Raw genomic sequence first — 21,155 nt, 5'->3', positions numbered from 1 at the left:
AGCGCCATGTCTCCCGGCCCGTTTTTTCGCCTAGCCGAGGCCCAGGGCGCGCTTGAGGAAATCCAGCTGGAGCAGGAGCAGGTTCTCCGCCACCTGCTCCTGCGGGGTCATGTGGGTCACCCCGGACAGTGGCAGCACCTCGTGCGGGCGGCCGGCGGCGAGCAGGGCCGAGGACAGCCGCAGAGAGTGGGCGACCACCACGTTGTCGTCCGCCAGCCCGTGGACGATCAGCATCGGACGGGCGGGCTCGACGGCGTCCACCAGGCCCTCGTCGTCGATCAGCGAGTTGCGCCGGTAGACCTCCGGCCGCTCCCCGGGGTGGCCGAGATAGCGCTCCTGGTAATGCGTGTCGTACAGGCGCAGATCGGTGACCGGGGCGCCCACCACCGCCGCGTGGAAGACGTCGGGACGGCGCAGCGCCGCGAGTCCCGCCAGGTACCCGCCGAAGGACCAGCCGCGGATGGCCACCCGGGTCAGATCGAGCGGGAAGCGTTCGGCGAGCGCGTGCAGGGCGTCCACCTGGTCCTCCAGGGTGACCGCGGCCACCTCGTCCCGGATCGCCTTCTCCCAGGCGGGCGAGCGGCCCGGGGTGCCCCGGCCGTCGGCGACGATCACCGCGAAACCCTGGTCGGCGAACCACTGCGAGGTCAGGTGCGCGTTGTGCGCGGCCAGCACCCGCTGCCCGTGCGGGCCGCCGTAGGGGTCCATGAGGACGGGCAGGGGGGTGTCACCGACGTAGTCCGAGGGCATGAGCACGGCGCACGGGATGCGCCGTGCGCCCCCCTCGGTGAGGACTGCGCGCAGGGGAAGGCCGGGATCCTCCGCATGGGAACGGACGGTCGCCGCGAGCTTCCCGTCCCGCAGCACCCGCGTCACGCTGCCCGGCCGGCCGAGCACCGCCGACACCAGGACGGTCACGTTCCCCGCGCGCACCGCCGAGTGCACCCCGGGCTCCTGGGAGAGGCGCTCGACGCCGAGTTCGTTGACGCGGTAGACGTGCACCTCACCGGTTTCCGGCGCCGCCGCGTCCGCCCCGGCCGAGGCGGCGACCAGCACGTCGTCGGCCGTCACGTCGAGGACCGCCCGCACGTGCAGCTGAGCTCCCGTCAGTGGACGTTCGCCCACCGCCAGCACCCGGGCGCCGCCCTCGTCGGCGATCCTGACCAGCTGCCCCGACGGGCTCCAGCACGGCACCCCGGGGAAAAGATCGAGCCAAATCCGATCTTCGTCGGCGTGCACCATCCGGGTCGCCCCGGATTCGGTGTCCACCGCCAGGAACAACTGACTGCGCTGGTCGCGCGCCTGGACGAGCAGCAGCGGCGCTCCCGCCCCTGACCAGTGCACTCGCGCCAGATACGGATAGCGCGCCCGCTCCCAGACGACCTCCGTGCGCACCCCGTCGAGCCCGAACAGGAACAGCCGCACCTCCGCGTTGGCCGTCCCGGCAGCCGGGTAGCGCACGTGTTGTGGGTCACGTTTCGGCTGGGCCGGATCGGAGATCCACCACTGCTCCACCGGCGTGTCGTCCACGCGTGTGACCAGCAGCCGGTCCGATCGCGGAGACCACCAGAAGCCGCGCGAACGGTCCATCTCCTCAGCCGCGATGAACTCGGCCAATCCATAGGAAACCGGGTCCGATTCCGGCTCCGCGACCGCGCGGTCGTCCTCGCCCTCGGCGCCCACCACCCGCAGGGCGCCTCCGGCGACGTAGGCGACGAGTCGGCCGTCGGGGGACGGCCGGGGGTCGATCACCGGCCCCGGAACCGGGAGTTCGGTCGCCGTCCCGGCCCGCAGTTCGGCCGTGAAAAGCCGCCCTGACAAGGCGAAAGACGCCAGCTCGACGGCCCCGTCGGTGGCGTAGCCGACGATCCCGGCGCCGCCCTCACGGCTGCGCTCACGACGGGCGCGCTCCTCGGGCGAGAGGTCCTCCGAGGCGCCTCCCAGCAGGGCGCGGGGATCGGCGGCGGGACGCTCCGTACCGTCCGCCGGATCGAGGACCCACAGCGCGCCCGCGCGGTCCGTGCCGGAGCCGGAACGCAGGAACACGACCCGGGAGCCGTCGGGAGCCACCGCGAACGAACGCGGCGCGCCGAGGGTGAAGCGCTGGGTGCGGGCGTGCCTGCGGGGAAAGGAGTCGGACTCGGTCGTCATCCTCCGACCATATTGGCCATGCGACCCCCTTGTGCGGCTGTGCGCCGCGAGATGCGCGCCCACACATAGTTATGATCACTAGCGCTGTGTGGGTATGAACCTGCTGGCTGATGTATGGATTTACACGTTCCCTTGTTCTGCTTTTGCCCCCACGTTCCCGGGTCCTTGGAGGTGAACCGCCGTGGCACTCTCGATTTCGGCGGTGGTGCTGCTGGCGATCATCGTCTTCTTGCTGGTCAAGAAGTCGGGGCTGAAAGGCGGTCACGCGGTCGTCTGCATCCTGCTCGGCTTCTACCTCGCGTCCTCGACGATCGCACCGACGATCAGTGACCTGACGACGAGCGTGGCCAGCATGATCGGCAGCATCAAGTTCTGACGCGTGCCGACCCTGCGTCTGCCCCTGCGCGGGAGATGTATGCCCGCCTCGTAGGGTTGGCACATGACGGAACTGTCCTCCCGGCGTCTGCTGCTGGTGCACGCGCACCCGGACGACGAGTCGATCAACAACGGCGCGACCATGGCCAGGTACGCGGCCGAGGGCGCCCGGGTGACCCTGGTCACCTGCACCCTCGGCGAACGCGGTGAGGTCATCCCGCCGGAGTTGCGGCACCTGACCGGCGCCGCCCTGGGGGAGCACCGGCAGGGTGAACTCGCGGCGGCGATGGCCGAACTGGGCGTCGACGACTTCCGCCTGCTCGGCGGTGCGGGCCGCTACGGCGACTCCGGGATGATGGGCCTTCCCGACAACGACGACCCCGCCTGCTTCTGGCAGGCCGACCCGGACGAGGCCGCCGGGTACCTCGTCCGGATCATCCTCGAGGTACGGCCCCACGTCCTCGTCACCTACGACGACGACGGCGGCTACGGCCATCCCGACCACATCCAGGCCCACCGCGTCGCCATGCGGGCCGCGGAGCTGGCCGAGGACGCCGGGTGGCGCATCCCCAAGGTGTACTGGAACCGCGTCCCGCGCTCCGTCGCCGAGGCCGCCTTCGCCCGGCTCCGGGAGGAGCTGCCTGCGCTGCCCTTCGCCATGAGCGCCGACGTGTCCGACGTGCCGGGTGTGGTGGACGACGAGCGGGTCACCGCCGAGATCGACGGCGGCCCCGGGTACACCGCCGCCAAGGCCGCCGCGATGCGCGCGCACGCCACCCAGGTGGAAGTGGCGCCCGGTGAGCGGTACTTCGCCCTCTCGAACGAGCTCGCGCAGCCCCTGTTCCCGACCGAGTACTACGAACTCGTCCGCGGGGAACCCGCCGGGAAGAGGGAGACCGACCTGTTCGCCGGCACCGGTGACGCGGCGGAGGCGGTCTGATGTCCGACCGTGGATCGATGCTCGCCCAGCCGCCGCGGATGCCCTCCGCAGGGCGGATCGTTGCTTACGTCGGACTCCTCCTGCTCGGGGCACTCACCGGGCTCGCCGGAGCGCTCGTCCAGGCCGGCTGGTTCCCGGGCGGACTGCTCCTCGCGCTCGTCGGCGCGGCCGGGCTGTTCCTCGGCGGGGCGCGCGCGCTCGGCAGCCGTGCCGGGGCCGTGGCACCCGCCGCCGGCTGGATGATCTCCGTCATCCTGTGCACCGCGGGCCGGCCCGAAGGCGACTTCCTGTTCGGCGCAGGAGGCGGTTCCTACCTCTTCCTGCTCGGCGGCATGGCACTTGCTGTGATCTGCGCCACCATTGTTTCGGGGCGGCAACCGGTCGGCGGCGACGCCCGACTTGGCAAGTGACGTACCACTTCACCGTGGCGCGACGGTGCGAGTCCCGTGCGGGTTTCCCCGACGGTCGTGGGATACGGGCCAGAAGTGGCCAGTATGGTGGTGCGCGCCGCCGAGCTGCCCGTGAGGCCGTGCGGGCGGCGGAGCCAACCTGGAGAACCTGCCTTGAGTCGTGAAACTGACAGTCCGTCCTCCGGGCCCAACGGGCGCGGCGGAGCCGCATACCCCTCGGGCACGCCGCCGTACGGCACCCCTGTGGTGTCCGAGGGCGGCGCGGACGCGGGCCGTTCGTCCGCGCAGCCGGAGGAACGCAAGACCGAGACCACGCTGACGACCCGGATCCGCATCAACATCCCGGGTTCGCGGCCGATTCCGCCGGTCGTGGTGCGTACACCCGTCGCGGACGCGGAGAGCAAGGGCGGTGACGGCGCCGACGGCAACGCCCGGGCCGGTGCCGACGCGCAGTCGGCGCCCACCGCGCCCGCCGTCGGCCACTCCTCGTCCGACACGGGCTCGTTCGAGCTGCCCGCCGAACCCGGGCCCGCCGCGGAGACGAGCAACTGGTTCGCGCCCCGCAAGTCCGGCCCCGCCAAGGGCGGTCAGGGCAGCGGTGGCACCAACGGTGCGGGTCTGCCGGGCGGTTCGGCCGCCGGGACCGGCGCGCCCGCGGGCCCGCCCGCTCCCTCCGCGGGCACGCCCGGACCGGCTGCCGGGACCGGCGCCGGCCCCGGGGCAGGCGCGCCCGGTGGCGCGCGGCCGGGCAACGGGCGTCCGGGCGGTGTGGTCGGCTCCATGAGCGTGCCGGGCGGCACCCGTCCGGGCGGCACCAACGGCGCGGGACTCCCCGGCGCCACCGGCGGTCCTGTGGCTCCGGGACACGGCGGCGGCACGGGCTCCTTCGACGTGACCGAGGCGCTCGCCGCCGGCCCACTCGGCAACGGCCCGCGGCCGGGGCAGGGTCCGGGCCAGGGCACGGGACCGGTGCAGGGCCAGGGGCCGGCACAGGGCCAGGGACCGGGTCAGGGTGCCGGCGGTGCCGAACAGCGCCGCGACAACCTGCCTTACTTCTCCGACAACGGCCAGAACGGCTTCGGCGCACCCAACGGCGGTCACGGGCAGGGCGGCCAGGGCGGTCTCCCGGCCGGCCCCGGCGGATCCTACGACTTCAACGGTCCGGAAGGCCCCGGCGGTCCCGGTGGCCGCGGCGGCCCGCAGGGCGGCCCCGCGGGCCCGACCGGCGGTCCCGTCACGGGCGACGGCCCGATCGTGCCCCCGGTGGCCGGCACTCCCGGTGTGACGCGCCCGCCCGGCACTCCCGGTGCGACCCGCGCCCCCGGCGGGCCCGGTGCGCCGTCCGGCCCCGGCGGGCTCAACGGCCGTGGGGGTCCCGGTGGTCCGGCAGGCCCCGGTGGTCCGCGTGCCGCCGGCCCCGGCACCGGCCGGCTGCCCGGCGGCGGCCTGAGCGACGACACCGCGATCCTCACCCCGCAGAAGCCCGCCCCCGAACCGGGCGCGGGCGGCTACGGCGGGCGTCCCGTCGACAACGTCTCCGGACACACCGTCACCAGCGGCATCCCCGTGGTGCCCGGCGGCACCCGCACCGACGGCCCCCTGCCGCCCACCCCGCCGAAGGGGCCTGAGCCGGCCGCGCAGAGCAAGCCCGCGGGCGACTCCAGGAACGCGAAGAAGAAAAAGAAGAAGGGCCGCAGCAAGCTGCCCCTGCTGGGCGGTCTGGTGGTCGTCGCGGGAGTCGGCCTCTATGGCGCGGGCCTGCTGATGAACCACTCCGACGTACCCAAGGGCACCACCGTGCTCGGCGTCGACATCGGCGGCGGCACCAGCGACGACGCCGTCAAGAAGCTCGAGGACGCCTTCGGCAAGCGGGACACCCAGGCACTGAAGCTGGACGTCGGCGGCGACACCGTCACCCTCAAGCCGGACCAGGCGGGCCTCCAGTTCGACCTCCAGGCCACGGTCGACGACGCCGCCAAGAGCGACTACAACCCCGTCTCCGTGATCGGCTCCCTGTTCGGGCAGCACCGTGAGGTCGAACCCGCGATGCCGGTCGACGAGGAGAAGCTCCAGGCGGCCCTCGAGTCCGCCGCGGGCGGCTCCGGCTCGGCCGGCGACGGCACGATCAAGTTCGAGTCCGGCAAGGCCGTCGCCGTCTACGGCAAGGCCGGCAAGGGCATCGACGCGGCGAAGGCCCAGGAGGCCGTGGTCGAGGCCTACCGCACCCAGGTGGAGACCGGCACGGCCACCGCGGTGAAGGTGCCGACGACCGAGAAGCAGCCGACGATCTCCAACGCCGAGGTCGACCGGATGATGAAGGAGTTCGCCGAACCGGCGATGTCCGGCAAGGTCACCGTCATGACCGACGGGGCGCACTCGGTCTCCTTCAGCCCGAAGAACTCCCTGTGGAAGTTCCTCCGCGTGAAGGCGGTCAACGGCAAGCTCGTCGAGAGCTACGACCAGGCCGCGCTGACGGAGCTGTACGGCGGCACCTTCAACGGTGTGCTGATCAGCCGCGGCACCGGTCAGAAGACGGCCGTCACGGTCCAGGACGTCATCAGCGCCCTGCGCCCGGCCCTCAAGAGCAGGACGGACCGTACCGGGGTCATCGACACCGACCCGAGCTGACCCTGCCTCGGTGCCGCATGACAGATGTCATGCGGCACCGAGGACGGCGGACACTGCCGCCCGCCCGGCCCCCGGGGGGACGATTGCTGTCATGACAACGACAGCACCGGTGGTCGGGTTCGACCAGGTGAGCAAGAGCTTCGGGGACGTACGGGCCGTGGACGGCCTGACGCTCGCGCTGCGCCCGGGGGAGACCGTGGCACTGCTCGGGCCCAACGGGGCGGGCAAGTCGACCACCCTCGATCTGCTCCTCGGCCTCAAGCAGCCGGACAGCGGCACGGTCCGCGTCTTCGGCACCGGCCCGCGCGAGGCGATCGTCGCAGGCCGGGTCGGCGCGATGCTCCAGAGCGGCGGGCTGATGGACGAGGTCACGGTCGCCGAACTGGTCGCACTGGCCTGCGGACTGCACCCGAAGCCGTACCGGACCGCCGATGTGCTCGCCCGCGCGGGCATCACCCAGATCGCCGACCGCAAGGTCGACAAACTCTCCGGCGGCCAGGCCCAGCGCGTCCGGTTCGCCCTCGCCACCGCCGGTGACAGCGACCTGATCGTCCTGGACGAGCCCACCACCGGCATGGACGTGACCACCCGGCAGGCGTTCTGGGCCACCATGCGCGAGCAGGCCGACCAGGGCCGCACGGTCCTGTTCGCCACCCACTACCTCGAAGAGGCCGACGCGATCGCCGACCGGGTGCTGGTCCTGCACCGGGGGCGGCTGCTGGCCGACGGCACGGCGGCCGAGATCAAGGCGAAGGCGGGCGCCCGCAGGATCGCCTTCGACCTGGAGGACGGCTTCGACGAAGCAGCCCTGCGCGCCCTGCCGTTCCTCACCACGCTGACCGTGTCCCACAGCGGCTCCGCCGCGGGATCCGGCCGGACCGTGCGCATCCAGTCCACCGACGCCGACGCCACCGTCCACGCGGTCTACGGCCTCGGCCTCTACCCCCGCAACCTCGAGGTCGCCGGGCTCGGCCTGGAACAGGCCTTCGTCGCCCTCACCACCGCCGAGGAGGCGAAGACCAAGTGAACGGCCTGATCAAGCTGGAACTCACCCGCGCCCTGCGCAACCGCAAGTTCCTGTTCTTCTCGGTCATCTATCCGTCGGTCCTGTTCCTGCTCATCGCGGGCAGCGCCGACAGCACGGAGAAGATCGACGGCACGGGCCTGACCCTGCCGACCTACATGATGGTCTCGATGGCCTCCTTCGGCGCCCTCACGGCCGTCCTGATGGGCAACAGCGAGCGGATCGCCAAGGAGCGCCAGAGCGGCTGGGTACGGCAGTTGCGCCTGACCACGCTCCCGGGCCGCGGCTACGTCCTCGCGAAGACGGCAAGCGCGGCCGTGGTCAGCCTGCCCTCCATCGTCGTCGTTTTCGCCGTGGCCGCGGCCGTGAAGGGCGTACGGCTGGACGCCTGGCAGTGGGTCGCCCTCACCGGCGCGATCTGGGCCGGCAGCCTCGTCTTCGCCGCCCTGGGCGTCGCGATCGGCTACCTCGCGAACGGGGACGCGGTCCGCCCGATCACGATGATCACCTACTTCGGCCTGTCGATCCTCGGCGGCCTGTGGATGCCGACGACGACCTTCCCGACCTGGTTGCAGGACATAGCCAAGTGGGTGCCGACGCACGCGTACGCTGCCCTGGGGCAGTCCATCGAGCAGAGTCAGGCCCCGCATGCCAAGGACATCGTCATCCTGGCCGTCTTCTTCGTCCTGTTCACGGGCGGCGCGGCCTGGCTGTACCGGAAGGACACGCTGAAAGCGTGAGCGCCATGACGGACGACCTGCTGTCCGAGAAGACCCGGCGGGGGTCACCGATCGCGCTGGGGGAGACCGCCCGCACCCCGCGTGAGCTGTGGCGGCGCAAGCTGCTGTGGATCGGCGTCTGGCTGGTCTTCCTCAGCTCGCCGGTCCACGACCTCGTCACCGGCGGCCACACCACCGGCGGTACGGTGGCCGGCTGGCTGGGGCTGGCGGTCTTCGTCACCGTCTACCTGTCGCTGCTGTTCCGGGACATGGGTGCCGCGCCCTACCCCGACAGGCTCGTCGCCGCGCTGATCGGCTCCATGGCGGTGCTCGCCACCGTCCTCAGCCTCACCCTCGGCTCCGCCTGGCTCGGCCTGTACTGCTACGTCTCCGTGGCCTGCGGGATGGTGCTCCCGCTGCGGGTGGCGTTCTGGACGATCCCGGGCACGGCCGCGATGCTGCTCCTCGTCGGCCTGCGCACCGACGAGGAGGAGGCGCTGAACCTGCTCCTCCTGGTCCTGCTCATCGGCTTCGCGATGACGGGAGTGAGCCAACTGGTTCGCACGACCGTCGAGTTGCGCAAGGCCAGGGCCACGGTCGCCCAGCTCGCCGCCAACGAGGAACGGCTGCGCCTGGCCAGGGACCTGCACGATCTGCTGGGCCACTCGCTCTCCCTGATCACCCTCAAGAGCGAGCTGGCCGGCCGTATGCTCCCCGGTCACCCCGAGAAGGCGGCCCAGCAGGTCGCCGACATCGAACAGGTCAGCCGCCAGGCCCTGGTGGACGTCCGCGAGGCCGTCACCGGCTACCGGCGCCCCCGCCTGGCCGCGGAACTGGCGGGCACCCAGGTCGCGTTGACGGCGGCCGGTATCACCGCGGCGATCCCGGCCGAGCCGGACCTCGACGGCGTACCGGAGGAGAGCGAAGCAGCCCTCGCCTGGACCCTGCGCGAGGCGGTGACCAACGTCGTACGGCACAGCGGCGGCACCCGCTGCACGGTCGATCTGGTGCGGCGTCAGACCCTGGACGGCCCCGTCCTCGAACTCTCCGTCGAGGACGACGGTTCCGGCGGCTCGGGCAAGGGCCCCGGAAACGGCCTCACGGGTCTCACCGAGCGCCTGGAGAAGGCCGGCGGCACTCTGGAAGCGGGCCGCGTCCGGCGTGGCTTCCGGCTGACCGCCCGGGTCCCGGCCGGGCCGCTTCCGGACGTAGGATCCCGCTCATGAGTGGTGGCACGATCAAGGTCCTGCTGGCCGAGGACCAGTCGATGGTCCGCGAGGCCCTGGCGGCCCTGCTCGGCCTGGAGGACGACATCGAGGTGGTTGCCCAGGTGGCGCGCGGCGACGAGGTCCTCGCGGCCGCCCACGCCCACGACGTCGACGTGGCCCTCCTCGACATCGAGATGCCGGGCGCGACGGGCATCGAGGCCGCGGCGCAACTCCACAAGGAGCTCCCGCGGTTGAAGCTGGTCGTCCTCACCACCTTCGGCCGCCCCGGCTATCTGCGCAGCGCCATGGAGGCCGGCGCCGACGCCTTCCTCGTCAAGGACGCCCCCGCGGCCCAACTCGCGGAGGCGGTCCGCAAGGTGCTGGCGGGCGAGCGGGTCATCGACCCCACGCTCGCGGCTGCCGCCCTGGCCGGCGGCGCCAACCCCCTCACCGACCGTGAACGGGAGATCCTGCGCGCGGCGGCCGACGGCTCGACCAACGCGGAACTCGCGGCGGCCCTGCACCTGTCCCAGGGCACGGTCCGCAACTACCTCTCGACGGCGATACAGAAACTGGCCGTACGCAACAGGGCTGAGGCGGTGCGGACCGCGAGGGAGAAGGGCTGGCTGTGAGGGGCGGGCTGTGAAGGGCCGGTCGTCGCCGGTGACGGCGTCCACAGCGTCCTGCGCACGCACCACGCGGACGAGTTCGGCGCCGCACTCACACGTGAGGGGCAGGCAGTCCGCCGCCGGTTCTGCCGCCGCCGGTTCCGCCGCCGACAGATGGACCGCCGACAGCCAGGCCGGTCACGCTTCGCCAGCGCCAGCGCCAGCGCCAGTGCCAAGTGCAGATGTCGGCGTCGCCGGCGGTCCCGCCGGGCGTCGACGCCGACAGCAGCAGGCGGGCGGGGGGACCGTGCCCGGACGGCGACGGCCCTTCTCCTCAGGTCAGTTCAGCATGGCCCGCGCGGCGAACGCCTCCTTGCGCACCCGCTCGGCGACTGCCTCGTCCACGATCTCCACCAGCCCCGCGTACTCCTCCAGCTCGGCCGCCCCGCCGACGAAGTCGCCGCGCCGCACCAGCAACTGCCCCTTCTCGTACCGCAACCGGGCCGGATGCGAGGGCACGGCCAACCCCAACTCCACGGCCCACAGGGCCACATCCGACCGCTCCGGCCGGGCCGCGGCCCACGAGCGGATGTTGTTGAGGATCCGCATCACCACGTCCAACGGCTCCGCCGGGGTCAGCATCGACGGCTCGAGCCGTGCTCCCGTGGCGCCGGTGACCAGCGACTCCGCGTCATCGCCGGACAGGATCCGGCCGCCGTCGAAGGGATCGACGAGCACCTGCCGCTCGAGATCCGCGGGCGGTCCGAAGCCCACCACGAAGTGCCCGGGCAGGGCGACCCCGTACACCGGCGCCCCGGCCCGCCGCGCCACCTCCACCCACACCACGGACAGCAGGATCGGCAGGCCCCGCCGACGTACCAGCACCCGGTGCAGCAGCGACGACTCCAGCCGTTCGTAGTCCGCGGCCGACCCGCGGAACCCGTGTCGTTCGCCGAGCAGCTCCCGCAACGCCTCCGCCCACGCCCGCGGCCCGCCGGGCCGGTACGGCACCTGTCCCGCCAGCCGGTCCAGCTCGATCTGGGCGGCGTCCAGTGCGGCCTCGTCCAGCTCCGGGTCCGGCTCGGCGCCGATCAGCAGGCACAGCAGCGCCAGATCGGGCCGCTCGGCCCGGGCCTCCTCGGCGAACCGCAGCCGCACCTCCCCGGCGTCGAACCCGCTCACGCAACCTCCGTGGAGGTACCCGCCGACGATTCCCGTGAGGGACCGGACGAGGGCTCCGACGAAGCCTGGGTCGAATCCGCCCGGGAGTCTCCCGGCGAACGCTCCGACCCTGCCTCCGACGAGACCTCGGGCGAAGGCTCCGACGCGGACACCGGCGAAGCCCCGGGCGAGGGAGGCGCGGGCGCCTCCGGCGAAGGTTCCGACACGGGCCCGGCCGTGGCCCCGGGCGAGGTAGGCGCGGCGGCCTCCGGCGCGGTTTCCGGCGAAGAACGCGACGCGGATCCCGATGTGGATCGTGGCGGGGACCCAGGCGCGGGCTCGCGGTAGTGGTGGTACGCGTGATGGGCTGTGAAGCCCAGACCCGTGTACAGCGCCCGGGCAGCCGCGTTGTCCTCCTCGACCTGTAGCCAGGCCGCCGAAGCGCCCTCCGCCAGCGCCCGCCGGGCCAGCGCGGCCATCACGAGGCCGGCCAGCCCCTGCCGTCGCCGCGCCGGATCGACCTCGACCGCCGCGAAGCCGGCCCACCGCCCGTCCACGACACACCGTCCGATGGCGGCGGGAGCGCCGCCGGAGCCCCCGGGCACGGACGCGAACCACACCGACGGCCCGCCCCCGCTCTCGGCCTCGCCCGAGCGGGGAGACCCCCCTCCCAGCACCTTGAGGGCGACCTCGCTCACCCCCTTGCGCTGATACCGGGCCAGCCACGCCTCGTCGGCCTCCCGGGCAAGGACCACCTCCTCGGCCTCCGCCCGGTCGGCCAGCGGCGCAAGCGCCCCGACCCACAGCTCGGCGGTCACCTCACGCTCCCAACCGCGTACCTCCAGCTCCGCGCAGAGCAGTTCCTGGGTGCCCTCGGCCCCCGTCGCGGTCTGCACATAGGCGGGCAGCCCCCGCGCGCCGTACCACTGCCGTACGAAGTCCAGGGCCGCGTCGAGCGGGACGCCCGGCGCGCCGAGCGGCAGCACCGAGTTGGCCCGCCGTGTGAACCCGGCCGATGCCCGCAGCTCCCACCCGCCCAGTCGCGCGCTCTCCAGCGGACGCCAGGCCCGCGAGGCGACCTGGGCCAGCTCCTCGTAACCGGCGGCCGGGCCCCGGCGGCGGGCGGGGGCGGGCGGGACCACCTTCCCGGCGACCAGCGAGGATGCGTCAACGCGGACGCTCTCCCCGCCCTTCCGTGTGATCACCAGCACATCGTCGTCCCATGATGTGAGAACACCGACCGTGTCGGTGAATTTCCCCCCGGGGACACCACCCTCGGTCAAGCATCGCACGGAGACGCGTTTGCCCACGTCAGCAGCGGTGATGCGGACCTCGAGGCGTCCGGCGGCCGAGATTTCCACAGGTCAGTTCACCCCTCCTGTTCGGATCATGCCCAGGAACGGAGATACTAGAGGTGGGCATCGACGACGCCGCGCTCCCGCGCGCCAGGCGGCGGAGCCTGAAGAGGCCCGCCAGCGCCCTATCGAGGAGGAACGACAGCGTGACCTACGTCATCGCGCAGCCTTGTGTCGACGTCAAGGACAAGGCGTGCATCGAAGAGTGCCCGGTCGACTGCATCTACGAGGGCCAGCGGTCCTTGTACATCCACCCGGACGAATGCGTCGACTGTGGTGCCTGTGAGCCGGTCTGCCCGGTCGAGGCGATCTTCTACGAGGACGACACTCCGGAGGAGTGGAAGGACTACTACAAGGCGAACGTCGAGTTCTTCGACGAGCTCGGCTCGCCCGGCGGAGCAAGCAAGCTCGGTCTGATCGAGCGCGACCACCCCTTCATCGCCGCGCTGCCGCCGCAGAACCAGTAAGCGCGGCCCGCGATCGCGCTTCCTCGGTCCCGTACGGCCTGATCGCCTCAGATCGCCGTGCGGGGCCGAGGCGTTTCGCCGCTGGGGGCCGCTGCCGTACAGAAAGTGAGCCAGAAGCCGTGTCCGCAGTCTCCGACCGTCTCCCCACCTTCCCCTGGGACAAGCTGGCGCCGTACAAGGCGACGGCCTCCGCCCACCCGGACGGCATCGTCGACCTGTCCGTCGGCACCCCGGTGGACCCGGTCCCCGAGCTGATCCAGAAGGCCCTGATCGACGCGGCCGACTCGCCCGGCTACCCGACGGTCTGGGGCACGCCCGAGCTGCGCGACGCGATCACCGGCTGGGTGGAGCGGCGGCTCGGCGCCCGTGGCGTGACCCACCGGCACGTACTGCCGATCGTCGGCTCCAAGGAACTGGTCGCCTGGCTCCCCACGCAGCTGGGCCTCGGCCCCGGCGACCGGGTCGCCCACCCGCGCCTGGCCTATCCGACCTACGAGGTCGGCGCCCGTCTGGCCCGCGCCTCGTACGAGGTCTACGACGACCCGACGGACCTGGACCCCGAGGGGCTGAAGCTCCTCTGGCTCAACTCGCCGTCCAACCCCACGGGCCGGGTGCTCTCCAAGGACGAGCTGACCCGGATCGTGGCCTGGGCCCGCGAGCACGGCGTCCTGCTGTTCTCGGACGAGTGCTATCTGGAGCTCGGCTGGGAGGCCGATCCGGTCTCGGTCCTGCATCCGGACGTCAACGGCGGCTCCTACGAGGGCATCGTCTCGGTCCACTCCCTGTCGAAGCGGTCGAACCTGGCGGGCTACCGGGCGGCCTTCCTGGCCGGCGACCCGGCCGTCCTGGCGCCGCTGCTGGAGATCCGCAAGCACGGCGGCATGATGACGTCGGCGACCACGCAGGCGGCGGCGGTCGCGGCCCTGGGTGACGACGTCCACGTCCGTGAGCAGCGCGAACGCTACGCTGCCCGCCGCACGGCGCTGCGCGAGGCGCTGCTGTCCCACGGCTTCCGCATCGAACACAGCGAGGCCAGCCTGTACCTGTGGGCCACCCGGGACGAGTCCTGCTGGACCACGGTCGCCCACCTGGCGGACCGAGGCATCCTGGTGGCCCCGGGCGACTTCTACGGCGAGGCGGGCGACACCTTCGTCCGCGTGGCCCTGACGGCGACCGACGAGCGGATCGCAGCGGCGGTCGCAAGACTCGCCCGTTAGCCGACCGCAGTCGGCCGCGGGCCCCGACCGGGCCGACGCTGCCGGGCCGGCCCGGCCGACCCCGCCGGCCGGGCCGATGCTGCCAACCCGGCCGACCGGGCTGATGTCGCCGGTCTGGCCGATGCTGCCGACCTGGTCGCCGCTGCCGACCGGGCTGACGCTGCCGATCCGGCCGACGCCGGTCATCGGCTGACGGCGCCCGCCGTGCCGACGCTGCCGGCCGGGCCGGCCCGGCCGATGCTGCCGACCCGGGCGACGCCGGTCACCGGGGTGACGGCGCCCGCCGTGCCGACGCCGCCGACCCGGCCCATGCTGCCAACCCGGCCGATGCTGCCAACCCGGCCAATGCTGCCAACCCGGCCGATGCTGCCGACCCGGCCGATGCTGCCGACCGGGCGACGCCGGTCACCGGGGGTGACGGCGCCCGCCGTGCCGAGGGTCCGCGCGCCGCTGACGGTGCCCGGCGGGTGCCGCGGCAGCGGCCCTGTCGGCTCGGCGGCCTACGGGTCCGGAGAGGGCCGGCAGCGGCGCCGGCCTGGGCGATCTCCGTGGTGGGGCCCAGGGGCCTCACGCAGGCCGCGCGGCGGCGACCGGGGCGACCGCCGCGCCGGCCGGCGCACAGCACCGCGCACAGCGAGACGGGGTCCAGGGAATTCCCTGGACCCCGTCACCGGCTGGTGGGCCGCTGGCGTCAGCCGAGCGGCAGGCCCTTCACCGGCAGGGTCTCGGCGCCGGGCAGCCCGCCCTTGGTGAGCGAGTCCGTGGGCAGTCCGCCCTTCGTGGCGGTGGACGCCGTGTCGCCGAGGAGGTTCCCGGCGGAGCCCGCCGCCTTGCCGGCCGTCTTCTGAGCCGTCGGCGTCGCCTTCTTCACGGCCTTGCCGCCGGTCTTGCCCGCGGCCGGCACCGCCTGCTCGACGGCCTTGCCGCCGGCCTCACCCGCGAGCCCGGTGACGTTCTGCGTCGCGCCTTCGACGGTGTTGCCGACGCCCGCCGCGTCCAGGGCGGTCAGACCGCCGAGGTTCGGAGCGGCGGGAAGGCTGGGAGCCGCACTCGCGGAGCCGGCCGCACCGACCCCGGCGGCCGCTCCTGCTGCGACGAGCAGCGCGGCACGGGCGATCCGGCGGGTCAGGGGGAGGGTCATGATGCTCCTTCGACGGGAGAGAACAAGGACTGTCTTTGACTGCTGTGACTGTCTGTCCGGGCCCGGACGCAGTGACTACCGCTCGAAGCCCGCGAAGGTTGCGCACGGCCGACGTAAAGAGTTGGCAATGCGTCGCATTATCGGCTGCGGATAAAAGCGGGCAAAAACCGCCCGGTGTGAAAGTCCGTCAAACCCTCACAGCCCTTTGTTCGCAAGGGTCTCGCCGGTCACAGGGGTGACGGCGCGAAAACCTGAGCACTCGGCCGTCGGGGGGACCCGCACGTGACCCGACCGAGTGAGGACCCGTACTACTGCGCGGTGACGATCCGTACGCTGTCGGCGCCGCCGCCCGCCCCCGTGGACCCGGCGGCCTCCGCCGTGGTCGCAGCGGTCGCCCGCCACCGGCTGTCGGTGTTGCCGGCGACCCACTCCCGGCCCGCGTACGAGACGCGCTCGATACGCAGCGCCGAGGCGTTGGCCACCGCCCAGTGCGCCAGCTGCCAGCCGCGCTCGCCGGCGCTGCGCCCACCGGCGGTGGTGTCCTCGGTCACCGGCAGCGTCAGGGTCCGCCCTCCGCTTCCGGCCGTCGGCGCGCCGGAGCCGGCGCCGGACCGCGCGCCGGCGCCGCCCGAGGAGGCGGCGGAGGACGAGGCTCCCCGCGCCGCGGATCCGGTGCCGCCCGCCTGCCGGAGAGCGTCCCGCCCGAAGTCGCGGACCAGCGCCGCCCGCACCGCGTCGGGACCCGTGGCCTTCGACGTGGTGTCCGTGCGGCCGTTGCAGGTCAGCGTGGCCGGCGACGTCCCCGTCAGGGCGGCGGCCAGCACCGTGGCGTCCGGTTCGTGCTTGGCGTACGCCTCCGGGTAGCCGCTGCGCTGCACGCGCTGCGCGGCGACGGTGAGCGGCAGTTCGGTGTAGTCCCGGACCTTGGCGAGGTGCTCGTAGAAGATGTTCGCCGCGTAGGCCGGGTCCGTGACCTGCTTCACGGTGCCCCAGCCCTGCGAGGGCCGCTGCTGGAACAGGCCGAGCGAATCCCGGTCGCCGTGGGTGAGGTTGCGCAGCCCCGACTCCTGGAGGGCGGTCGCGAGCGCGATGGCCACGGCCCGCTCGGGCATCGCCCGGTCGGTGCCGACGGCGGTGATCGTGGCCGCGTTCACCGCCTGCTCCGGGGTGAACTCGTACGTCGCCCCATTCCGGCCGCCGGAGACGACCCGGCACCCCGGATCCCCCGTGCCGCCGGAGACGTACTGCACCACGACATAACCGGCGACAGCGGACAGGACCACGCAGGCCGCCCCGAACCGGAGGAGGCGGCCGCGGCGCTTGGGAGAGGGGGACGGCTCTGGCACGGGTACAAGGTACTGGAGAGTATGGAGGAGCAGGAGTCCCCTGCGCCCAGCGCGGAAAAGCGGGGGCGCTCGACCGGCGCGTTAGGGTCGACGGCATGGCCGACACCCCGCTTGACCTCACTCTGGACGCCGCCGCGCTCACCGCGCGGCTCGTCGACTTCCGTTCCGAGAGCGGCGCCGAGAAGCCCCTCGCGGACGCGATCGAGACCGTCCTGCGCGAGCTGTCCCACCTGACGGTGGACCGCTACGGCAACAACGTGATCGCGCGCACGAACCTGGGCCGCGCGGAGCGCGTGGTCCTCGCCGGCCACATCGACACGGTCCCGATCGCGGGCAACGTCCCGTCGCGGCTCGACGAGGACGGTGTCCTGTGGGGCTGCGGCACCTGTGACATGAAGTCGGGGGTGGCGGTCCAGCTGCGCATCGCGGCGACGGTCCCGGCGCCCAACCGCGACCTGACGTTCGTCTTCTACGACAACGAGGAGGTCGCCGCCGATCTCAACGGTCTCAAGCACGTCGCCGAGCACCGCCCGGAGTGGCTGGCGGGTGACTTCGCGGTCCTGCTCGAGCCGTCCGACGGCCAGGTCGAGGGCGGCTGCCAGGGCACCTTGCGGGTCCTGCTGAGGACGAAGGGCGAGCGGTCCCACTCGGCGCGCAGCTGGATGGGGTCCAACGCCATCCACGCGGCGGCCCCGATCCTCGCCCGCCTGGCCGCCTACGAGCCGCGCTACCCGGTCATCGACGGCCTGGAGTACCGGGAGGGCCTCAACGCGGTCGGCATCACGGGCGGGGTGGCCGGCAACGTCATCCCCGACGAGTGCGTCGTCACCGTCAACTTCCGCTACGCGCCCGACCGGAGCGAGGAGGAGGCGGTCGCCCACGTCCGCGAGGTCTTCGCCGACTGCGGGGTGGCGGAGTTCGTGGTCGACGACCACAGTCCCGCCGCCCTCCCCGGCCTCTCCCACCCGGCCGCGGCGGCCTTCATCGAGGCGGTCGGCGGCACCCCGATGCCCAAGTACGGCTGGACGGACGTGAGTCGCTTCTCCTCACTGGGCGTCCCCGCGGTCAACTACGGCCCCGGCAACCCGCACTTGGCGCACAAGCGGGACGAACGCGTGGAGACGGCCAAGATCCTGGCCGGCGAGGAGCGCCTGAGGGCCTGGCTGACGGCCTGAGTGCCCGGCTGACGGCCCGACCCGCCGCCCGAGGGGAGGCTCGGTCCTTCGGCGCTGCACGGCGGACACGCCGACGTCCCCCCTCCGTAACCCGCGTAGATCTACGCTGAGGTGGAGAACGAACTTCCCCGGGTCCCGGCCACGCCGGAGCCGGGGAGGCCGAATCACGGAGGGAGCTCACCATGGCTACAGGGAACCCCGAGGGCAAGAAGCAGCCACCGGACGAACAGCGCCTGGGACCGGTCCTCCGAAGGCGCGATCAGGTGCAGGCGAGCACGACGGACCAGCGGCTGCTGGACGAGCGGGCCCCCTCGGACTGGGTGCACACGGACCCCTGGCGGGTCCTGCGCATCCAGTCGGAGTTCATCGAGGGCTTCGGCACCCTCGCCGAACTCCCCCCGGCCATCAGCGTGTTCGGCTCGGCCCGCACACAGGTGGGTTCCCCGGAGTACGAGGCGGGCGTACGGCTGGGCGGCGCCCTCGTCGACGCCGGGTGGGCCGTGATCACGGGCGGTGGCCCGGGCGCGATGGAGGCGGCCAACAAGGGAGCGTCCGACGCGGGCGGTGTCTCGGTGGGGCTGGGTATCGAGCTCCCCTTCGAGCAGGGCCTCAACCCGTACGTCGACATCGGTCTGAACTTCCGTTACTTCTTCGTGCGGAAGATGATGTTCGTGAAGTACGCGCAGGGCTTCGTGGTCCTGCCCGGCGGCCTCGGCACGCTGGACGAACTCTTCGAGGCCCTCACCCTCGTCCAGACCCAGAAGGTCACCCGCTTCCCGATCGTCCTCTTCGGCACGGAGTACTGGGGCGGTCTGATCGACTGGCTGAAGAACACCCTGATCGCCCAGGGCAAGGCCGCCGAGAAGGACCTCCTCCTCTTCCACGTCACGGACGACGTGGAGGAGGCGGTGGCCCTGGTGTCGAAGGAGGCGGGCCGCTAGCGGTGTCTCCCGGGCGCCGGGCGGTACGACCGGCCCGTCCGGCGCCCCGGCGTCCGGCGTCCGAGGGCGAGGCCCCTTCGGGGCCGGGAGCGGGGGTCCGGGGGCATGGCCCCAGGGCCGGGAACGGAAGGGGCGGCGAGGCCGAGGAAAACCACGCCGGTCCCGCCGTGCCATCTACGCCGGTCCCGCGTGCCATCTACGCCGGCCACGCCGTGCCACCTACGCCGGTCCCGCGTGCCATCTACGCCGGCCACGCCGTGCCATCTACGCCGGTCCCCGGCACGCCACCCGCGCCGGCTCCCGGCACGCCACCTACGCCGGTCCCCGGCACACCACCCGCGCCGGCCCCCGGCACGCCACCTACGCCAGTCCCCGCCTTGCCACCGCCGGTGCCCGCTGCCCCGCGATCGACGCCACCATGTCCAGCACCTGCCGGGTCTCCGCGACCTCGTGCACCCGGTACACCTGCGCCCCCAGCCACGCCGACACCGCGGTGGTCGCCAGGGTCCCCACCACCCGCTCCTTGACCGGCCGGTCCAGCGTCTCGCCCACGAAGTCCTTGTTGGACAGGGACACCAGCACCGGCCACCCCGTCTCGACCATCTCTCCGAGCCGCCGGGTCGCCTCCAGGCTGTGCCGGGTGTTCTTCCCGAAGTCGTGCCCCGGATCGATCATGATCGACTCCCTCCGCACGCCCAGCGCCACCGCCCGCTCCGCCAGCCCCACCGTCACCCGCAGGATGTCGGCCATGACGTCGTCGTACGTCACCCGGTGCGGACGGGTGCGCGGCTCGGCGCCTCCCGCGTGCGTGCACACCAGCCCGGCCCCGTACCGCGCCGCGACCTCCGCCAGTCGCGGATCGACGCCGCCCCAGGCGTCGTTGAGCAGATCGGCCCCCGCCTCGCAGACCGCCTCGCCGACCTCGGCCCGCCAGGTGTCCACGCTGATGACCACGTCCGGGAAGCGCCGCCGCACCTCGGCCACGAAGCCGACGGTGCGCCGCGCCTCCTCCTGTGCCGTGACCTCTTCTCCGGGCCCGGCCTTGACGCCGCCGATGTCGATGACGGCCGCCCCCTCCGCCACCGCCTGCTCCACGCGCGCGAGGGCCGGCTCGTCGCGGAAGGTCGCCCCCTGGTCGTAGAAGGAGTCGGGGGTCCGGTTCACGATCGCCATGATCACCGGCTCGTGCGCGCCGAATTCACGCCTGCCCAGCCTGAGCATCGCCTGTGACCTCTCCTAGTACGTTCCGCACATCCACCGCCTGCGACCCTAACCGCCGGACCCGCATGGCACGATCGGACTCCAGCACATCCACTCCGAGCACACCGAGCGTGGGGACCCACCGATGGTTATGTTCTTCTTCCTGGTCATCGCGCTCGCCGTCGTGGTCGCCGCGGTGACACTCGCCGTGGTGGGCGGCGGCGAGGGCACCGGCCCGCTGCCCGAGGTCGCCCCCGAGCGGCTGCACGACCCGCTGCCCGCGGACCGCCCGGTCGACCGGTCCGACATCGACCTCCTCCGCTTCCCGCTGGCCGTCCGCGGCTACCGGATGGCCGACGTGGACGACGCCCTCAACCGCGTCGCCGCCGAACTCGCCGAGCGCGACGCCCGCATCGCCGACCTGGAGTCCGCCCTCGCCGGCGCCCGGACCCCGGCCGGCGGCGGCCATGTCTCCATGGAGAAGCCGGCCCCGGAGGACCACCAGTGAGCGACGGGAGCGCCCTGGCCGGCGCGGACGGCGCGCTGCGCTGCCCCTGGGCCCTGTCCACGCCGGACTACGTGACCTACCACGACGAGGAGTGGGGCCGCCCGGTCCACGGCGACGACGCCCTGTTCGAACGCCTCAGCCTGGAGGCCTTCCAGTCCGGCCTGTCCTGGATCACGATCCTGCGCCGCCGTTCCGGTTTCCGCACCGCCTTCGCCGACTTCAAGATCGCCTCGGTCGCCGTCTTCACCGACGAGGACCGTGAACGCCTCCTCGCCGACCCGGGCATCATCCGCAACCGCGCCAAGGTCGACGCCACCCTCGCCAACGCGCGCGTGCTGGCCGGCTGGGCGCCGGGCGACCTCGACGAGCTGATCTGGTCGCACGCCCCCGACCCGGCGGGGCGCCCGGCTCCGAGGACCCTGGCCGACGTCCCGGCGGTGACGGAGGAGTCGACGGCCCTGTCGAAGGCCCTCAAGAAGCGGGGCCTGCGCTTCGTGGGCCCGACGACGGCGTACGCGCTGATGCAGGCGTGCGGGCTGGTGGACGACCACCTGGAAAGCTGCGTCAGCAGAGCCGCCTGA

At 72.9% G+C, this 21,155-nt stretch carries 20 protein-coding genes and 1 pseudogene; 14 read left to right on the top strand and 7 right to left on the bottom strand.

Going from position 1 to position 21,155, the window contains the following annotated elements; translation table 11 throughout:
- Positions 1 to 30 precede the first annotated feature (30 nt).
- Positions 31 to 2,151 carry a S9 family peptidase gene (locus OHS71_RS14995; protein ID WP_328479875.1) on the bottom strand — a complete coding sequence of 707 codons (2,121 nt, stop codon included), beginning with the start codon at positions 2,149 to 2,151 and terminating at the stop codon, positions 31 to 33.
- A gap of 181 nt (positions 2,152 to 2,332) precedes the next feature.
- On the opposite strand from OHS71_RS14995, the gene OHS71_RS14990 reads away from it, so the two are divergent.
- The 8 genes from OHS71_RS14990 to OHS71_RS14955 all read left to right on the top strand — a co-directional run bounded on the left by OHS71_RS14990 (position 2,333) and on the right by OHS71_RS14955 (position 10,087).
- Positions 2,333 to 2,527 carry a hypothetical protein gene (locus OHS71_RS14990; protein ID WP_020127941.1) on the top strand — a complete coding sequence of 65 codons (195 nt, stop codon included), beginning with the start codon at positions 2,333 to 2,335 and terminating at the stop codon, positions 2,525 to 2,527.
- A 63-nt stretch (positions 2,528 to 2,590) separates the two neighbouring features.
- A complete protein-coding gene (gene mshB / locus OHS71_RS14985) occupies positions 2,591 to 3,466 on the top strand; it encodes an N-acetyl-1-D-myo-inositol-2-amino-2-deoxy-alpha-D-glucopyranoside deacetylase (RefSeq protein WP_328479874.1) in 876 nt (291 codons plus the stop codon).
- Positions 3,466 to 3,876: a DUF6113 family protein gene (locus OHS71_RS14980; protein WP_328479873.1), complete on the top strand. Its 411-nt coding sequence runs from the start codon at positions 3,466 to 3,468 to the stop codon at positions 3,874 to 3,876. The genes mshB and OHS71_RS14980 overlap by 1 nt, the downstream gene beginning before the upstream one ends.
- A 153-nt stretch (positions 3,877 to 4,029) precedes the next feature.
- Positions 4,030 to 6,504, top strand: a complete 2,475-nt coding sequence (locus tag OHS71_RS14975) for a hypothetical protein (protein ID WP_328479872.1) — start codon at positions 4,030 to 4,032, stop codon at positions 6,502 to 6,504.
- A 91-nt stretch (positions 6,505 to 6,595) separates the two neighbouring features.
- Entirely contained in the window at positions 6,596 to 7,531 is a 936-nt protein-coding gene (locus tag OHS71_RS14970; protein ID WP_328479871.1) for an ABC transporter ATP-binding protein, read from the top strand.
- Positions 7,528 to 8,268, top strand: coding sequence for an ABC transporter permease (locus OHS71_RS14965; protein WP_328479870.1), 741 nt, complete (start codon positions 7,528 to 7,530; stop codon positions 8,266 to 8,268). The genes OHS71_RS14970 and OHS71_RS14965 overlap by 4 nt, the downstream gene beginning before the upstream one ends.
- Positions 8,265 to 9,473 (top strand): sensor histidine kinase, encoded by a 1,209-nt coding sequence (locus OHS71_RS14960; RefSeq protein ID WP_443046952.1) that lies wholly within the window; start codon positions 8,265 to 8,267, stop codon positions 9,471 to 9,473. Before OHS71_RS14965 ends, OHS71_RS14960 begins: the two co-directional genes overlap by 4 nt.
- Positions 9,470 to 10,087 (top strand): response regulator transcription factor, encoded by a 618-nt coding sequence (locus OHS71_RS14955; protein ID WP_328479869.1) that lies wholly within the window; start codon positions 9,470 to 9,472, stop codon positions 10,085 to 10,087. The genes OHS71_RS14960 and OHS71_RS14955 overlap by 4 nt, the downstream gene beginning before the upstream one ends.
- A 315-nt stretch (positions 10,088 to 10,402) precedes the next feature.
- Here the strand turns inward: OHS71_RS14955 and OHS71_RS14950 are convergent, their stop codons facing one another.
- Positions 10,403 to 11,245: a transglutaminase-like domain-containing protein gene (locus tag OHS71_RS14950; RefSeq protein ID WP_328479868.1), complete on the bottom strand. Its 843-nt coding sequence runs from the start codon at positions 11,243 to 11,245 to the stop codon at positions 10,403 to 10,405.
- A 311-nt stretch (positions 11,246 to 11,556) separates the two neighbouring features.
- Positions 11,557 to 12,585 (bottom strand): annotated as a pseudogene (locus tag OHS71_RS14945) (GNAT family N-acetyltransferase); the annotation flags it as partial.
- A gap of 140 nt (positions 12,586 to 12,725) precedes the next feature.
- Here OHS71_RS14945 and fdxA point away from each other — a divergent pair.
- A complete protein-coding gene (gene fdxA / locus OHS71_RS14940; RefSeq protein ID WP_030669097.1) occupies positions 12,726 to 13,046 on the top strand; it encodes a ferredoxin in 321 nt (106 codons plus the stop codon).
- Positions 13,047 to 13,165: 119 nt separating this feature from the next.
- A complete protein-coding gene (locus OHS71_RS14935; protein WP_328479867.1) occupies positions 13,166 to 14,263 on the top strand; it encodes a bifunctional succinyldiaminopimelate transaminase/glutamate-prephenate aminotransferase in 1,098 nt (365 codons plus the stop codon).
- Between the two features lie 182 nt (positions 14,264 to 14,445).
- Here OHS71_RS14935 and OHS71_RS14930 read toward each other — a convergent pair whose 3' ends face one another.
- From OHS71_RS14930 to OHS71_RS14920, 3 genes are all read right to left on the bottom strand, one after another.
- Positions 14,446 to 14,574: a hypothetical protein gene (locus OHS71_RS14930; RefSeq protein ID WP_328479866.1), complete on the bottom strand. Its 129-nt coding sequence runs from the start codon at positions 14,572 to 14,574 to the stop codon at positions 14,446 to 14,448.
- Between the two features lie 380 nt (positions 14,575 to 14,954).
- Complete coding sequence (locus OHS71_RS14925; RefSeq protein ID WP_328479865.1) at positions 14,955 to 15,404, bottom strand: ATP-binding protein; 450 nt, start codon at positions 15,402 to 15,404, stop codon at positions 14,955 to 14,957.
- 308 nt (positions 15,405 to 15,712) lie between these two features.
- Positions 15,713 to 16,750 carry a heavy metal transporter gene (locus OHS71_RS14920; protein ID WP_328479864.1) on the bottom strand — a complete coding sequence of 346 codons (1,038 nt, stop codon included), beginning with the start codon at positions 16,748 to 16,750 and terminating at the stop codon, positions 15,713 to 15,715.
- 95 nt (positions 16,751 to 16,845) lie between these two features.
- On the opposite strand from OHS71_RS14920, the gene dapE reads away from it, so the two are divergent.
- Positions 16,846 to 17,925, top strand: a complete 1,080-nt coding sequence (gene dapE / locus OHS71_RS14915; protein WP_328479863.1) for a succinyl-diaminopimelate desuccinylase — start codon at positions 16,846 to 16,848, stop codon at positions 17,923 to 17,925.
- A gap of 182 nt (positions 17,926 to 18,107) precedes the next feature.
- Complete coding sequence (locus OHS71_RS14910; RefSeq protein WP_328479862.1) at positions 18,108 to 18,866, top strand: TIGR00730 family Rossman fold protein; 759 nt, start codon at positions 18,108 to 18,110, stop codon at positions 18,864 to 18,866.
- 360 nt (positions 18,867 to 19,226) lie between these two features.
- Here OHS71_RS14910 and folP read toward each other — a convergent pair whose 3' ends face one another.
- The gene (gene folP, locus OHS71_RS14905) at positions 19,227 to 20,087 is read right to left on the bottom strand and encodes a dihydropteroate synthase (RefSeq protein WP_328479861.1); all 861 of its coding nucleotides are present in this window, start codon (positions 20,085 to 20,087) and stop codon (positions 19,227 to 19,229) included.
- A 130-nt stretch (positions 20,088 to 20,217) separates the two neighbouring features.
- Between folP and OHS71_RS14900 the strand changes: the two genes are divergently transcribed.
- Positions 20,218 to 20,574 (top strand): DivIVA domain-containing protein, encoded by a 357-nt coding sequence (locus tag OHS71_RS14900; RefSeq protein ID WP_328484519.1) that lies wholly within the window; start codon positions 20,218 to 20,220, stop codon positions 20,572 to 20,574.
- The gene (locus OHS71_RS14895; protein WP_328479860.1) at positions 20,571 to 21,155 is read left to right on the top strand and encodes a DNA-3-methyladenine glycosylase I; all 585 of its coding nucleotides are present in this window, start codon (positions 20,571 to 20,573) and stop codon (positions 21,153 to 21,155) included. The genes OHS71_RS14900 and OHS71_RS14895 overlap by 4 nt, the downstream gene beginning before the upstream one ends.

Origin of the sequence: Streptomyces sp. NBC_00377 (assembly GCF_036075115.1) — a bacterium.
Lineage (GTDB): Bacteria > Actinomycetota > Actinomycetes > Streptomycetales > Streptomycetaceae > Streptomyces.
The sequence above is the reverse complement of the archived record's forward strand: the minus strand, read 5'-3'. Positions and strand labels throughout refer to the sequence as shown.

Coding starts and splice junctions, on each gene's coding strand:
- OHS71_RS14995 (WP_328479875.1), bottom strand. CDS start 2,151: ATGACGACCGAGTCCGACTCCTTTCCCCGCAGGCACGCCCGCACCCAG.
- mshB (WP_328479874.1), top strand. CDS start 2,591: ATGACGGAACTGTCCTCCCGGCGTCTGCTGCTGGTGCACGCGCACCCG.
- OHS71_RS14980 (WP_328479873.1), top strand. CDS start 3,466: ATGTCCGACCGTGGATCGATGCTCGCCCAGCCGCCGCGGATGCCCTCC.
- OHS71_RS14970 (WP_328479871.1), top strand. CDS start 6,596: ATGACAACGACAGCACCGGTGGTCGGGTTCGACCAGGTGAGCAAGAGC.
- OHS71_RS14955 (WP_328479869.1), top strand. CDS start 9,470: ATGAGTGGTGGCACGATCAAGGTCCTGCTGGCCGAGGACCAGTCGATG.
- OHS71_RS14930 (WP_328479866.1), bottom strand. CDS start 14,574: ATGGGCCGGGTCGGCGGCGTCGGCACGGCGGGCGCCGTCACCCCGGTG.
- OHS71_RS14925 (WP_328479865.1), bottom strand. CDS start 15,404: ATGACCCTCCCCCTGACCCGCCGGATCGCCCGTGCCGCGCTGCTCGTC.
- dapE (WP_328479863.1), top strand. CDS start 16,846: ATGGCCGACACCCCGCTTGACCTCACTCTGGACGCCGCCGCGCTCACC.
- OHS71_RS14910 (WP_328479862.1), top strand. CDS start 18,108: ATGGCTACAGGGAACCCCGAGGGCAAGAAGCAGCCACCGGACGAACAG.
- folP (WP_328479861.1), bottom strand. CDS start 20,087: ATGCTCAGGCTGGGCAGGCGTGAATTCGGCGCGCACGAGCCGGTGATC.
- OHS71_RS14900 (WP_328484519.1), top strand. CDS start 20,218: ATGTTCTTCTTCCTGGTCATCGCGCTCGCCGTCGTGGTCGCCGCGGTG.